Origin of the sequence: Streptomyces sp. PH10-H1 (genome assembly GCF_030063355.1) — a bacterium.
GTDB lineage: Bacteria > Actinomycetota > Actinomycetes > Streptomycetales > Streptomycetaceae > Actinacidiphila.
The window spans coordinates 1-13,807 of sequence record NZ_JASISZ010000045.1 but is presented as its reverse complement, the minus strand read 5'-3'; the positions used below and the strand labels follow the sequence as shown (position 1 = coordinate 13,807).

General features: G+C 71.8%; 12 protein-coding genes. 3 read left to right on the top strand and 9 right to left on the bottom strand.

What is annotated here, in order from left to right; translation table 11 throughout:
- Positions 1-20: 20 nt before the first annotated feature.
- The 5 genes from QMK24_RS24985 to QMK24_RS24965 all read right to left on the bottom strand — a co-directional run bounded on the left by QMK24_RS24985 (position 21) and on the right by QMK24_RS24965 (position 6,397).
- Positions 21-2,147 (bottom strand): 3-hydroxyacyl-CoA dehydrogenase NAD-binding domain-containing protein, encoded by a 2,127-nt coding sequence (locus QMK24_RS24985; RefSeq protein WP_283469017.1) that lies wholly within the window; start codon positions 2,145-2,147, stop codon positions 21-23.
- Entirely contained in the window at positions 2,144-3,388 is a 1,245-nt protein-coding gene (locus QMK24_RS24980; protein WP_283469016.1) for a thiolase family protein, read from the bottom strand. Before QMK24_RS24980 ends, QMK24_RS24985 begins: the two co-directional genes overlap by 4 nt.
- Positions 3,389-3,518: 130 nt before the next feature.
- Positions 3,519-4,781, bottom strand: a complete 1,263-nt coding sequence (locus QMK24_RS24975) for an HRDC domain-containing protein (RefSeq protein WP_283469015.1) — start codon at positions 4,779-4,781, stop codon at positions 3,519-3,521.
- An 86-nt stretch (positions 4,782-4,867) separates the two neighbouring features.
- Positions 4,868-5,533, bottom strand: a complete 666-nt coding sequence (locus QMK24_RS24970; RefSeq protein ID WP_138354287.1) for a response regulator transcription factor — start codon at positions 5,531-5,533, stop codon at positions 4,868-4,870.
- Positions 5,534-5,767: 234 nt separating this feature from the next.
- Positions 5,768-6,397: a DUF3000 domain-containing protein gene (locus tag QMK24_RS24965; RefSeq protein WP_283469014.1), complete on the bottom strand. Its 630-nt coding sequence runs from the start codon at positions 6,395-6,397 to the stop codon at positions 5,768-5,770.
- 63 nt (positions 6,398-6,460) lie between these two features.
- On the opposite strand from QMK24_RS24965, the gene hemE reads away from it, so the two are divergent.
- The 3 genes from hemE (at position 6,461) to hemQ (ending at position 9,795) form a co-directional block, all read left to right on the top strand.
- On the top strand, positions 6,461-7,531 hold the full coding sequence (hemE, locus tag QMK24_RS24960; protein ID WP_502962608.1) for a uroporphyrinogen decarboxylase: 1,071 nt from the start codon (positions 6,461-6,463) through the stop codon (positions 7,529-7,531).
- A gap of 79 nt (positions 7,532-7,610) precedes the next feature.
- A complete protein-coding gene (hemG, locus tag QMK24_RS24955; protein WP_283469013.1) occupies positions 7,611-9,065 on the top strand; it encodes a protoporphyrinogen oxidase in 1,455 nt (484 codons plus the stop codon).
- 4 nt (positions 9,066-9,069) lie between these two features.
- Positions 9,070-9,795: a hydrogen peroxide-dependent heme synthase gene (gene hemQ, locus QMK24_RS24950; RefSeq protein WP_283469012.1), complete on the top strand. Its 726-nt coding sequence runs from the start codon at positions 9,070-9,072 to the stop codon at positions 9,793-9,795.
- A gap of 27 nt (positions 9,796-9,822) precedes the next feature.
- On the opposite strand, the gene QMK24_RS24945 is transcribed toward hemQ, so the two are convergent.
- From QMK24_RS24945 to QMK24_RS24930, 4 genes are all read right to left on the bottom strand, one after another.
- Positions 9,823-11,394, bottom strand: coding sequence for an alpha/beta hydrolase (locus QMK24_RS24945; RefSeq protein ID WP_283469011.1), 1,572 nt, complete (start codon positions 11,392-11,394; stop codon positions 9,823-9,825).
- 83 nt (positions 11,395-11,477) lie between these two features.
- Complete coding sequence (locus QMK24_RS24940) at positions 11,478-11,690, bottom strand: hypothetical protein (RefSeq protein ID WP_283469010.1); 213 nt, start codon at positions 11,688-11,690, stop codon at positions 11,478-11,480.
- Positions 11,691-11,746: 56 nt separating this feature from the next.
- Positions 11,747-12,841: a DUF1996 domain-containing protein gene (locus QMK24_RS24935; RefSeq protein ID WP_349307901.1), complete on the bottom strand. Its 1,095-nt coding sequence runs from the start codon at positions 12,839-12,841 to the stop codon at positions 11,747-11,749.
- 10 nt (positions 12,842-12,851) lie between these two features.
- Positions 12,852-13,514, bottom strand: a complete 663-nt coding sequence (locus tag QMK24_RS24930) for a DUF4142 domain-containing protein (RefSeq protein ID WP_283469009.1) — start codon at positions 13,512-13,514, stop codon at positions 12,852-12,854.
- Positions 13,515-13,807: the final 293 nt, after the last annotated feature.

Genomic DNA, 13,807 nt, shown 5'->3' with positions numbered 1-13,807 from the left:
CGGGGGCCTCACTCCCTGCGTTACGCCGGCACGCTCGCGACGCCCGGCGCCAGGAACGGCTTGCCGTTGACCCGCTGCGAGACACCCTCACGGTCCAGGTACGGAGTGATCCCGCCCAGGTGGAAGGGCCAGCCGGCGCCGGTGATCAGGCACAGGTCGATGTCCTGCGCCTCGGCGACGACACCCTCGTCGAGCATGAGGCCGATCTCCTGCGCGACGGCCTCCAGCACCCGGCTGCGGACCTGCTCCTCGGAGAGGACCTTGTCGCCCTGTACGAGAAGGGCGGCGACCTCGGGGTCCAGCTCCGGCTTACCGGAGTCGTAGACGTAGAAGCCACGCTTGCCGGCCTTGACCACGGCCGCCAGGTTCGCGGAGACGGTGAACCGCCCCGGGAAGGCGCGGTGCAGCGTCTCCGAGACGTGCAGACCGATGGCCGGGCCGACCAGCTCCAGGAGCACCAGCGGGGACATCGGCAGGCCGAGCGGCTCGATGCCCCGCTCCGCGACGTCGACGGGGGTGCCCTCGTCGATGATGTTCTGGATCTCGCCCATGAAGCGGGTGAGGATCCGGTTCACCACGAACGCCGGGGCGTCCTTGCAGAGCACGGCGGTCTTCTTGAGCTTCTTGGCGACCGAGAACGCGGTGGCCAGCGAGGCGTCGTCGGTCTGCTCGCCGCGCACGATCTCCAGCAGCGGGAGGATCGCGACGGGGTTGAAGAAGTGGAAGCCGACGACCCGCTCGGGGTTCTTCAGCTGCGACGCCATCTCCGTCACCGACAGCGAGGAGGTGTTGGTGGCGAGGATCGCGTGCGCCGGGGCGACCGCCTCGACCTCCGCGAACACCTGCTGCTTGACGCCCATCTCCTCGAACACGGCCTCGATGATGAAGTCCGCGTCACCGAAACCGGCGGCCTTGTCGAGCGAACCGGTCACCAGCGCCTTGAGGCGGTTGGCCTGGTCCTGCTTGATGCGGCGCTTGCCGAGCAGCTTGTCGATCTCGCCGTGGACATAGCCCACGCCCTTGTCGATGCGCTCCTGGTCGATGTCGGTCAGCACGACCGGCACCTCGAGGCGGCGGGCGAAGAGCAGCGCGAGCTGCGAGGCCATCAGGCCCGCTCCGACGACGCCGACCTTGGTGACCGGGCGGGCCAGGTTCTTGTCCGGCGCACCGGCCGGGCGCTTGGCGCGCTTCTGCACCAGGTTGAAGGCGTAGATGCCGCTGCGCAGCTCACCGCCCATGATGAGGTCCGCCAGGGCGGTGTCCTCGGCGTCGAAGCCCGCCTGCAGGTCGCCGTCCTTGGCGTTGGCGATGATCTCCAGCGCGCGGTACGCGGCCGGGGCGGCGCCGTGCACCTTGGAGTCCGCGATGGACTTCCCGCGCGCCACGGCCTGGTCCCAGGCGTCGCCGCGGTCGATCTCGGGGCGGGCCACCACGATCTCGCCGCGCAGCACGGCGGCGGTCCACAGCAGCGACTGCTCCAGGAAGTCCGCGCCCTCGAACAGCGCGTCCGCGATGCCGAGTTCATGGACCTGGGCGCCCTTGAGCTGGCGGTTCTGGTTCAGCGAGTTCTCGATGACCACGGTGACCGCGCGGTCCGCGCCGATCAGGTTCGGCAGCAGGGTGCAGCCGCCCCAGCCGGGGACGAGACCTAGGAAGACCTCGGGGAGCGAGAACGCCGGCAGCGCAGCCGAGACGGTGCGGTAGGCGCAGTGCAGGCCGACCTCGACGCCGCCGCCCATCGCCGCGCCGTTGTAGTACGCGAAGGTCGGGACCGCGAGGTGCGAGAGCCGCTTGAAGACCTCGTGGCCGCCCTTGCCGATGGCGAGCGCGTCCTCGTGGCGCTTCAGCAGCTCGACGCCCTTGAGGTCGGCGCCGACCGCGAAGATGAACGGCTTGCCGGTGACACCGATACCGGTGATGGTGCCCTCGGCGGCCTCGGCCTCGACCTGGTCGATCGCCGCGTCGAGGTTGGCCAGCGACTGCGGGCCGAAGGTGGTCGGCTTGGTGTGGTCCAGGCCGTTGTCCAGCGTGATGAGCGCGAAGCGTCCGGCGCCCGGGAGGTCGAGGTGGCGCACATGCGCGCTCGTTACGACCTCGTCGGGGAACAGCTCGGCCGCACCCTTCAAAAGCTCGGCGGTGGTTGTCACTTGCTGCCTCCGTCGCTGTGCTTGTTGGCCGCTTCGCTCCAGCGCGGGTTCTCCCAGATGACCGTTCCGCCCATGCCGAACCCGACGCACATGGTCGTCAGGCCGTAGCGGACGTGCGGCTGCTCCTCGAACTGGCGGGCCAGCTGAGTCATCAGCCGGACGCCGGAGGAGGCCAGCGGGTGGCCGAACGCGATCGCGCCGCCGTACTGGTTGACACGCGGGTCGTCGTCCGCGATGCCGAAGTGGTCGAGGAACGCGAGTACCTGCACCGCGAACGCCTCGTTGGCCTCGAAGAGGCCGATGTCGTCGATCGTCAGACCGGCCTGGGCCAGCGCCTTCTCGGTCGCCGGGACCGGGCCGATGCCCATGACCTCGGGCTCGACACCGACGAAGGAGTAGGACACCAGACGCATCCGGACCGGCAGGCCCAGCTCATTGGCGACGTCCTCGGCGGCGAGCAGCGACGCGGTGGCGCCGTCGTTCAGCCCCGCCGCGTTACCGGCCGTGACCCGCCCGTGGGCGCGGAACGGGGTCTTGAGGCCCGCCAGCGACTCCAGGGTGGTGTTCGGGCGCATCGGCTCGTCGGCCGTGGCCAGACCCCAACCGGTCTCGCCCGCCTCCGGGTTGGAGCGTCGTACCGCGATCGGCACCAGGTCCTGCTGGATCTTGCCGTTGGCGTACGCCTTGGCGGCCTTCTCCTGGCTGCGCACGGCGTACTCGTCGACGCGCTGCTTGGTGATGGCGGGGTAGCGGTCGTGGAGGTTCTCCGCGGTCATGCCCATGAACAGGGCGGACTCGTCGACGAGCTTCTCGGAGACGAAACGCGGGTTCGGGTCCACGCCCTCACCCATCGGGTGGCGGCCCATGTGCTCCACGCCACCCGCGACGACCACGTCGTACGCGCCGAAGGCGATGCCGCCGGCCAGCGTGGTCACGGCGGTCATCGCGCCGGCACACATCCGGTCGATGGAGAAGCCCGGGACGGTCACGGGCAGGCCGGCCAGGATGCCGGCGGTGCGGCCGAGGGTCAGACCCTGGTCGCCGATCTGCGTGGTGGCGGCGAGGGCCACCTCGTCGATCCGCTCGGCGGGCAGCTCCGGGTTGCGCCGCAGCAGCTCCCGGATGCACTTGATCACGAGATCGTCGGCGCGGGTCTCGTGGTAGATGCCCTTCGGGCCCGCCTTGCCGAACGGGGTGCGGACGCCGTCGACAAAGACGACGTCCCTAGCGGTACGAGGCACGTTGGCTCTCCTCCAGATGCGGATTCGCTGCCACTGGGCGCGAGGCTGCGGCTACGCCCCCATGCTACTAGCCAGTAACCAACGGGGACAGTCCCCCCGACCGGAGCGGCGAACGTCACATACGGCGCGGCTACTCCGCCGGGACCTCCGGGGCCGCCGGAGCCTGCGCGGTCAGGGCCGCGGTGAGGATCGGCGCGGTCAGCCCGACCTGCCACGGGCGCGCCCCATGGCCGGCCAGTACCGCCGCCACCTCCTCTGCGGTGGCCTCGTCCGGCGGATCCCAGCACAGCCGGCGCACGGTGTCCGGGGTGATCAGGTTCTCCTGCGGCAGGTTCAGCTCCTCCGCGAGCTCGCTCACCGCGGCCCGCGCGGCGGACAGCCGGGCGGCCGCCACCGGGTCCTTGTCGGCCCAGGCGCGCGGCGGCGGGGGACCGGCGTAGGCCGGACCCGGCTGCGGCAGCTCCCGCTCCGGCAGGGCGCGGGCCCGGTCGATCGCCGCCTGCCACTGGTCGAGCTGGCGGCGGCCCATCCGGTGCCCGAAGCCGGGCAGCGTCGCGAGCACCGTCACATTCGGCGGGCCCTCCAGGGCGGCGGTGACGATCGCGGCGTCGGTGAGGATCCGGCCCGGCGAGATGTCCCGCTCCTGGGCGGCCTGGTCGCGGGCGTTCCACAGTTCGCGCACCACGCCGATCTGACGGCGGCGGCGGACCTTGTGCATGCCCGACGTACGCCGCCACGGGTCGACGCGGGGCGCGGGCGGCGGAGCGGCGGCGATGGCGGCGAACTCCTGCAGCGCCCAGTCCAGCTTGCCCTGCTCCCGCAGTTCCTCCTCCAGCGCGTCGCGCAGGTCGACCAGCAGCTCGACATCGAGCGCGGCGTATCGCAGCCAGGGCTCGGGGAGCGGGCGGGTGGACCAGTCGACGGCCGAGTGCCCCTTCTCCAGGGCGAACCCGAGGACGTTCTCGACCATGGCGCCGAGGCCGACGCGCGGGAAGCCCGCGAGCCGGCCGGCCAGCTCGGTGTCGAACAGGCTCTTGGGGCGCATGCCGATCTCGTCGAGGCACGGAAGGTCCTGGGTGGCGGCGTGCAACACCCATTCGGTGTCGGTGAGGGCGGCGCCCAGGGTTGACAGGTCGGGGCAGCCGACCGGGTCGATCAGCGCGGTCCCGGCTCCCGCACGGCGCAGCTGGACCAGATAGGCCCGCTGTCCGTAGCGGTATCCGGACGCGCGCTCGGCGTCGACGGCGACCGGACCGGAGCCCGCGGCAAATGCCGCGACGATATCTGCGAGGGCCTCCGGGCTGGCGGTCACCGGCGGGATTCCCTCGCGCGGGTCCAGCAGCGGGACCGGCGCCGGGGCAGCCTCTGTTGCGGTCTCTCGGGCGTCGGTCACCCCCTAAGGGTATCGGTGTATGGCGAACGCCCGTCGACGGAACGTTCCGTCGACGGGCGCTGCGGTTGCGAGAGGGTGCCGGAGCGCTAGTGGATGATGCCCGTACGCAGGGCGACGGCGACCATTCCGGCCCGGTCGCCGGTGCCGAGCTTGCGGGCGATACGTGCCAGGTGGCTCTTCACGGTGAGCGCGGACAGGCCCATCGAGACGCCGATCGCTTTGTTGGACTGGCCTTCCGCGACCAGCCGGAGCACCTCGACCTCGCGGCCGGAGAGCTCGCGGTAGCCGCCGGGGTGGCCGGGCGTGCCGGGCGGGCGGCGCTGCATACGGGCGCCGGCGGAGCCGACCGGCGCGGCGCCGGGACGGCCCGGCATACCGCCGAGGTTGTTGCGGGTGCCGGTGACGACGTATCCCTTGACGCCGCCCGCGAGTGCGTTGCGGACTGCGCCGATGTCGTCGGCGGCGGAGAGTGCGAGGCCGTTCGGCCAGCCGGCCGCGCGGGTCTCGGCAAGCAGGGTGAGGCCGGAACCGTCGGGGAGGTGGACATCGGCTACGCAGATGTCCCGGGGGCTGCTGACCCGGGGGCGGGCCTCGGCGATCGACGAGGCTTCGATCACATCGCGCACTCCGAGCGCCCACAGGTGCCGGGTTACGGTGGATCGTACGCGGGGGTCGGCGACGACGACCATGGCCGTCGGCTTGTTCGGACGGTAGGCGACCAGGCTCGTGGGCTGCTCGAGAAGAACTGACACCGGGCCTCCTGTGGCAAAGGGGGGACTGAGAGGGTCACAGTCTCCTTCGGCAGCAATTGCCCCGGCCTTTAGGGAAAGATCATGATTTGTTGAGTAACAATTCCGGCAAATCGGACGCCCGATCGAACAAGATCACTGGCACCTGCCATGCCGTCAGCACGCGGGCGGACACGCGGACACCGAGCGGCCGCCACGCGGCGGCACGCTGCAGAGGTGAGCTGGAGAGGTGAACGGTCAGCCGCGGCGCTTGGGCATCGGGACGACGCCGCCCCCGGGGCGGTCCGGCGGCTCGTGCCCCTCGGCCGGCGGGAGTCCCGCGCACGAGCAGAGCAGATCGCACCAGGCCGCCAGGTGCGCGGCGACATCGGGAACGCCGCCGGTACCCTCGCTCGGCGTCCAGGACGCCCGGATCTCGATCGCCGTCGAATCGGGGCGCTCCGCGATCCCGCCGAAGAAGTGCGAGGAACTGCGCGACACCGTTCCACTCGGTTCCGTGTACCCGGCGCTCCGCGCCTCCAGGGCGCCGGTCAGCCAGGACCAGCTCACCTCGGGCAGCAGCGGGTCCGTCGCCATCTCCGGTTCCAGATCGGCGCGCACCAGCGTGACCAGCCGGAACGTACCGTTCCACGCCTCATGGCCGGCCGGCTCGTGTAACAGGATGAGCCGGCCGTCGGCCAGCTCGTCGCCGTCCACCACGACCGTCGCCTCCAGCGCGTACGCGTACGACGCGAGTCGCTTGGGCGGTGTCGTCGTATCGATCTCCACTTCGGGACGTACCCGCGCGGAACTCAACGCGTCGACCGCGCGCTGGAAGGGGAGAGGGGCGCCGTCCCCGTCCGCAAGGTGCCCGTGAACCGCTGCCATGCCCGGAAGACTAGGGCGCCCGCGGCCTCCACGGGTGGAGCAACACCCGTGCGCGCGGGACGCATCCCGGCGCGTGCGAAGATTCAAGGCGTGAGTGCGCACCAGCAGACCGCTGCTTCCCCGTTCATCCGCGCCTGCCGGCGTCAGTCCGTGCCGCACACCCCGGTGTGGTTCATGCGGCAGGCCGGCCGATCGCTGCCCGAGTACCTCAAGCTGCGCGAGGGCACCGCCATGCTGGAGTCGTGCATGCGGCCCGACATGGTCACCGAGATCACGCTGCAGCCGGTGCGCCGCCACAAGGTCGACGCGGCCATCTACTTCAGCGACATCGTCGTACCGCTCAAGGCGATCGGCCTCGACCTCGACATCAAGCCCGGCGTCGGTCCGGTCGTCGAGCAGCCGATCCGGACCCGCGCCGACCTCGGCCGGCTGCGGACGCTGGAGCCGGACGACGTGAAGTACGTGACCGAGGCCATCGGCATGCTGACCGGCGAGCTGGGCGAGACCCCGCTCATCGGCTTCGCGGGCGCGCCCTTCACTCTCGCCAGCTACCTCGTCGAGGGCGGCCCGTCCCGCAACCACGAGCGCACCAAGGCGCTGATGTACGGCGAGCCCGAGCTGTGGCGCGACCTCCTCGACCGGCTCGCGGACATCACCGCGGCCTTCCTCAAGGTGCAGATCGAGGCCGGCGCGAGCGCCGTCCAGCTCTTCGACTCCTGGGTCGGGGCGCTCTCCCCCGAGGACTACCGGCGCTATGTCATGCCGTCCTCGGTGAAGGTCTTCGACGCGGTCGCCGGCTACGGCGTGCCGCGCATCCACTTCGGTGTCGGCACCGGTGAGCTCCTCGGGCTGATGGGCGAGGCCGGTGCGGACGTCGTCGGCGTCGACTGGCGCGTCCCGCTCGACGAGGCCGCGCGCCGGGTCGGACCCCACAAGGCGCTCCAGGGGAACCTCGACCCGGCGGTGCTCTTCGCCCCGACGGCCGCCGTCGAGACGAAGACCCGCGAGGTGCTGTACTCGGCGACCGATCTGCCCGGCCACATCTTCAACCTCGGCCACGGCGTGCTGCCCAGCACCGACCCCGACGCCCTCAGCCGCCTCGTGGACTTCGTCCACCGCACCACCGAAGTCTGACCGGTCCGCTCACTCCCCGGTGTCGATCCCACGTCACTGGGCGCATGCCGGCGCGTGCGGTCGTGGGACAGTGGAGGGCATGACCGACACACACTGCGGCACAGGACATGTGATCGTCGTCGGCGGCGGGGTCTCCGGACTCGCCGCTGCCCACTTCCTGGCCGGGGGCGGTGCGCGGGTCACGGTGCTCGAAGCCTCGGGTCGGCTCGGCGGGAAGCTGTACGCGGACGAGATCGCCGGGGTGCCCGTCGACCTCGGGGCCGAGTCGATGCTCGCGCGCCGGCCGGAGGCGGTCGCCCTCGCCCGTGAGGTCGGGCTCGGCGACCGGCTGGAACCGCCGGCCGTGTCGGGCGCCGCCCTGTGGACCCGCGGCCGGCTGCGGGCCATGCCGCAGGGTCATGTCATGGGAGTCCCCGGCGATCTGGGTCCCCTCGCGGCCTCCGGCCTGCTGTCGCCCGCCGGCCTGGCCCGGCTGCCGCTCGATCACGTACTGCCGCGGACGAAGGTCGGCGAGGACGTGGCCCTGGGCGAGTTCGTCGCCGCGCGGCTCGGGCACGAGGTCGTCGACCGGCTGGTCGAGCCGTTGCTCGGCGGTGTGTATGCGGGCAACGCGTACCGGATCTCGCTGCGCGCGGCGATGCCGCAGCTCTTCGAGGCCGCCCGCTCGCGGCGTTCCCTCATCGAGGCCGTACGCGGCGTCCAGCGGCGCGCGGCGGCGGCCGGCCAGGACGGACCGGTCTTCATGGGGATCCGCGGCGGCGTCGGACAGCTGCCGGTCGCCGTCGCCGAGGCATGCCGGGCCGCCGGTGTGACGATCGAGACCGACGCCCCGGCAAGGGACCTGCGGCGGACCGCGCACGGCTGGCAGGTCACCGTGGGCGACCGGGTACTCGACGCGGACGCCGTCCTCATCGCCGCGCCCGCCCCGGCCGCCGCCCGGCTGCTGGCTGCCGAGTCGCCCGTCGCCGCCGCCGAACTGTCGGCGGTGGAGTACGCGAGCATGGCGCTGGTCACGATGGCGTTCCGGCGGCGCGATGTGCTGCGCATGCCGAAGGGCACCGGCTTCCTGGTGCCGCCCGTCGACGGCAGGACGATCAAGGCGTCCACCTTCTCCACCCACAAGTGGGGCTGGATCGACGAGGCGGGGCCCGACACCTTCGTGCTGCGCACCTCGGTCGGACGGCACGGCGACGAAGCGGACCTGGCCTGGGACGACACCGACCTCGTCCGGCTGTCGCGGCGCGACCTCGGCGACGCCATCGGGCTGTCGGCGGCGCCCGTCTCGGCCCGCGTCACCCGCTGGGACGGCGGGCTGCCGCAGTACCCGGTCGGGCACGTCGGGCGCGTCGCCAGGATCCGCGAGCAGGTCGGCAAGCTGCCGGGACTCGCGGTCTGCGGCGCGGTGTACGACGGGGTGGGGATTCCGGCCTGCATCGCCAGCGCCCGCAAGGCGGCCGACGAGGTGCTGACCTCGCTGGCCGCGACCCTGGCTGCGACCCTGGCTGCGGGCACCGCGCGGGACGCGGGAGAATGACGGCATGACTGACTCGACTGCTGCTCCCGACAAGGCCCCGAACGCCGGCAAGAAGGCGAAGGACCTCAATGAGGTCATCCGCTACACGCTCTGGTCCGTCTTCCGGCTGCGTGACGCGCTGCCCGAGGACCGCTCCGGCTACGCGGACGAGGTGGAGGAGCTGTTCGCGCAGCTCGCCGCCAAGGACGTCACGGTGCGTGGCACCTACGACGTGTCGGGGCTGCGGGCGGACGCCGATCTCATGATCTGGTGGCACGCGGAGACCTCGGACGCGCTGCAGGAGGCATACAACCTCTTCCGCCGCACCCAGCTCGGCCGCGCGATGGTCCCCGTCTGGTCGAACATGGCGCTGCACCGCCCCGCGGAGTTCAACAAGTCGCACGTCCCGGCGTTCATCGCCGACGAGACCGTACGCAAATACGTGAGCGTCTACCCCTTTGTCCGCTCCTACGACTGGTACCTGCTGCCCGACGAGGACCGCCGCCGGATGCTCGCCGACCACGGCAAGATGGCGCGCGGCTTCCCCGACGTGCGGGCCAACACCGTCCCGGCCTTCACCCTCGGCGACTACGAGTGGATCCTCGCCTTCGAGGCGGACGAGCTGCACCGGATCGTCGACCTGATGCGGCACCTCCGCGCGTCCGAGGCACGGATGCACGTACGCGAGGAAGTGCCGTTCTACACCGGGCGGCGCAAGGAGATCGGCGAGCTGGTGGCCGGGCTCGTCTGACCGTCCGCGGAAATCCCCGGGCCTGGGCTACGGCTTCGGCTCGGGATGCGGACCGCACGTCTGCGTGCGGTCCGCTCCTGTCTCGCCGCGCAGGAGATACGCGTCGACGCGGTCGTTGACGCAGGCGTTGGGGCCGTACACGACGCCGTGCGAACCGGAGCCCCGCTCGGTGACGAGCACGGAACCGGGCAGCCGGCGCTGGAGCTCGACGGCACCGGCGTGCGGGGTGGCGGCGTCCCGTTCGGCCGAGACGAGCAGCACCGGCGGCAGCTCATGGCCGTACGTGGCCACCTCGAGGGGCTGCCGGTGCGGGGCGGGCCAGAAGGCGCACGGCAGGTTCATCCAGGCGTTGTCCCACGTCTCGAAGGGCGCGGTGCGGGCGAGCGCGGTGTTGTCGCGGTCCCAGGTGAACCAGTCGCGCGGCCAGGGCGCGTCGGCGCATTCGACGGCCGTGTAGACGGCGTTGCCGTTCTCGCTCCCGGTGGCCCCCGCGGGGTCGGGGGCGGCCCGGGCGATCAGCGGCCGGGGGTCGCCGTGGACGTACGCGGACAGCGCGGCGGCCAGCCCTTGCCAAGTGCCGTCGTAGTACCCCGCGCCGAGGTAGGCGCTCTGCAGTTCGCCCGGGCCGACCACACCGCCCGCAGGCTTCGCCGCCAGCGCGGCACGCACCGATTCGTAGGCGTCCCGCACCTGCTCCGCGGTGTGCCCGAGGTGGTACGCGGCGTCGTGCCGGGCCACCCAGTCGCGCCAGTCGGCCCAGCGGATCTCGAAGGCGGCGGACTGCTCCAGGTTGGCGCGGTACCAGATCTGGCTCCGGTCGGGGTTGACGACGCTGTCGAACACCATGCGGCGCACATGGCTCGGGAAGAGCGTCGCGTACACCGCGCCGAGGTAGGTGCCGTAGGAGGCGCCGAAGTAGCTGAGCTTCCGCTCGCCGAGCGCGGCGCGGATGACATCCAGGTCACGGGCGCTGTTGAGCGTGGTGAGATAGGGCAGCAGATGCCCGGATCGGCTCGCGCAGCCCTGAGCGTACGCCTTCGCCGTGGCGATCCTGTCCTGCTTGTCGAGGCCGCTCGTGGGCTGCGGATCGCGGGTGGGAGCCTTGATGAACTCGGCGGGCGCCTCGCACGAGATGGGCGCGGAACGGCCCACCCCGCGCGGGTCGAAGCCCACGAAGTCATAGGCGCGGGCGGCGTTGGCGTACGCCTTGGCCTTGACGACGCTGAGCAGGGGGAAGTACAACCCCGAGCCGCCCGGCCCGCCGGGGTTGTAGACCAGCGCACCCTGGCGTTCCCCGGCCGGTCCGGTGGCGGCGACCCTGCTGATCGTCAGAGTCAGCAGCTCGCCGTCGGGCCGGGCGTAGTCCAGCGGTACGGACACGGTGCCGCACCGGACCGGGGCGGGCAGCCGGGTCGCGGCCGCACACCGGCCGAATCTCACTCCGGCCGCTTCGGCGCGCTGGGCGGCGATGGCAGTGCCGCGCGCCTCGGCCTGCCGGTCGCCATGCGGTGGCCCTTCGGCCGCAGAGCCAGGGGGAGCGAAGGTCAGGGCGCTCAGCGCCAGGGTTCCTGCGACGCCGTACAGCGCGATCGATCGCACAAATGGTCCTCTCCTGTCAGGGCACGACAAAAGGGATCCTTGGGCCGGTACTTGATGAAGTAAAGGACAAGCGGCCGGTGTCGTCACCGACCACTCTTGTCGGCTCCGGTCGGGCGACAGCCGGCCTCAGCTGAGCGCCGCCCGCTGCGCGGGATCCAGCAGCCGGTGGTCAGCAGCAGCGGCAGGGTGAACCAGGCCGGCGCCCTGCCCCCTTCGGCCTGCTCACCCGCGGAGAGGACCACGGCGGCGCCGGCCATCAGCAGGGTGAGGGCGATGGCGCCCCGCGGTAGTGACACTCCGCCGGGAATTCCGCGGATTGGCGGAGCGGACGGCCGGCCCCGGACCGTGCCGGTCAGCCGCAGCGGCGGCCGGCGTTGATGCAGGTGACAGCCTGCTTCATCAGCCCGTCCGGCATGACGTTCGTGAAGTCGGCATGGTCGGTGACCGGTTTGTGCAGCTGCTCGGGGAAGCTGTCGACGGCGAACACCGGTCCCTTGGGGACCTGGTACGTCAGCCGCATGCGGAGCTGCGGGACGGCCTTGAGGCCTTGCGCGCATCGGCCGTCGGCGCCGGGGAAGGCGATGTGGGTGCGGTGGTTGGCGCTGTCGGTGCTCACGCCGTTCCAGCAGCTGGGGAAGTCGAGAAGGCGCACCACCTGGCTGCGGGCCGGGCACAGCGGATACCGGTCGGTGAGGATCCGGTCCTCGAAACCGGTGCAGGTCCACTGCGCGCGGGCGTTGGCGGTGCCGTTGGTCAGGGCCTTGGCATCACCGGTGATGACCCGCAGGAACGGCGGCATCGCGGTCACCTTGGCGGCCGGATTGCCGCGGAACTGCAGAGAGACCGACGTAGGGGTGAGGATCGTGCCGGTGTTGAGGTCCGGGTCGGCGGCGTTGTCCGGGGAACGGACCCGCAGCACCGGCCAGAAGTACGCCGACTTGTCGCCCTGGGCGCAGGTCGTGCCCGCGGCCGCCAGCGACTCATTGGTGGAGAAGCCGTCGGTGGAGAGGTTCCCGACGTAGTCGTGGACGTGGTGCGCGCCGTTGGTGACACCGGGCGCGACGATGAAGTTGTCGGGGTTGCGGTGGGCGTTGGTGTTGCGGCCGCAGCGGGTGATGAAGGTGCCGGTGGAGGCGCCGCGCCGGTCCCGTACCCGCGGGGCGTTCGGCCGCACCGAGCGGATGTCGGTGAAGTCCGCGGCGGCTCGGGAGGCCGGGGGCATGCCTGTCGGGCCGGGAGTCGCAGTGGATGACGTGGAGGCCGGGGACGACGTGCCGGGTAAGGAGGGGGTGGCGGTCGGCGGCGCGCGGTGGGCCGAGGCGGGGCCGGTGACGAGGGCGAAGACGCCGCCCGAGCCGAGCAGCGCCAGTATCGCGACGAGCACGAGACGGGTGCCGCTCAGCCGGCGGCGGTGCCCCGAGGGACGGAAGGGTGGTCGGTCGTGCATGAGGGATCGCTCATTTCTTCGGTGACGGGCTCGACGTGCCCGCCGCGGCGTCCGCGGCGATCGCGTCGAAATCGACGAGTCCGGTCTCCTCCAGGACGGTGATGTGGTCGAGTACGGTCGCGTTGGCCTGGTTGGCCAGCTCCCGCACCAGCGAATTGCGGGTGGTAGCGCGGATGTGGGCGACGACCTCGAAGACCCTGCCGTGCGCGAGCCGCAGGATGTTCGCGAATTTCCTGTCGTAGTCCTGACCGGTGGCCGCCGACAGTTCGGCGAGCCACTCCCGCTGCTGGTCGTTGGGCTGATTGGGCAGCGGAATGCCGAGCTGAGCGGCTACGGAGCGGACCTGCCGGTCCAGCTCGGTGTGCCCGGCGATGAGGTGCTGGCCCGCGAGCCGGACCGACTGCGTGGTGCCGCGCTCCTGGGCCTGCTGGCCGGCCGGTGTCTCCCACAGGCCGGCCAGCCGCACCTTGTCGACGAACTCGCTGTCGAGCGCGGACAGCGGGCCGTACTGCGTGGCGACGGTCGGGGCGTTGCCGCCGGCCCCGCTGCTCCCGGACCCGGCGGTGCCGCCGCCGCGGAGCGACGACATGACGGGGAAGAGCAGCGCGGCGAGGGTCACGGCGAGTGCTCCGACGACGAGGCCGGTTCCCGTGATGTGACGGCTGGATCGCATGGTGCCTCCTGGTGCGGCACCGGACGTTAGTGCGTTCGCTGCGAACGCGTCGCTGAAACATCACGTCCCGGCGAATCCTGGGATTCCAGGGACGAGTGGGCGGTATGGTGACCGGTTGCCCGCTGGGGCGGCCGGGTGGTCCGGTGGACGGGCCGGGTGGGTGGGTCCGGGCGAGAGGCTACGAACTGCTGCTGCCGCAGCTGGAGCCCGAGCTGGATCCGCAGCCGGCACGACGGCGGACATGGCGACACGGCGGTCACCTTCCGGGCAGGGCGGCGCGCGCGGAGTTCATG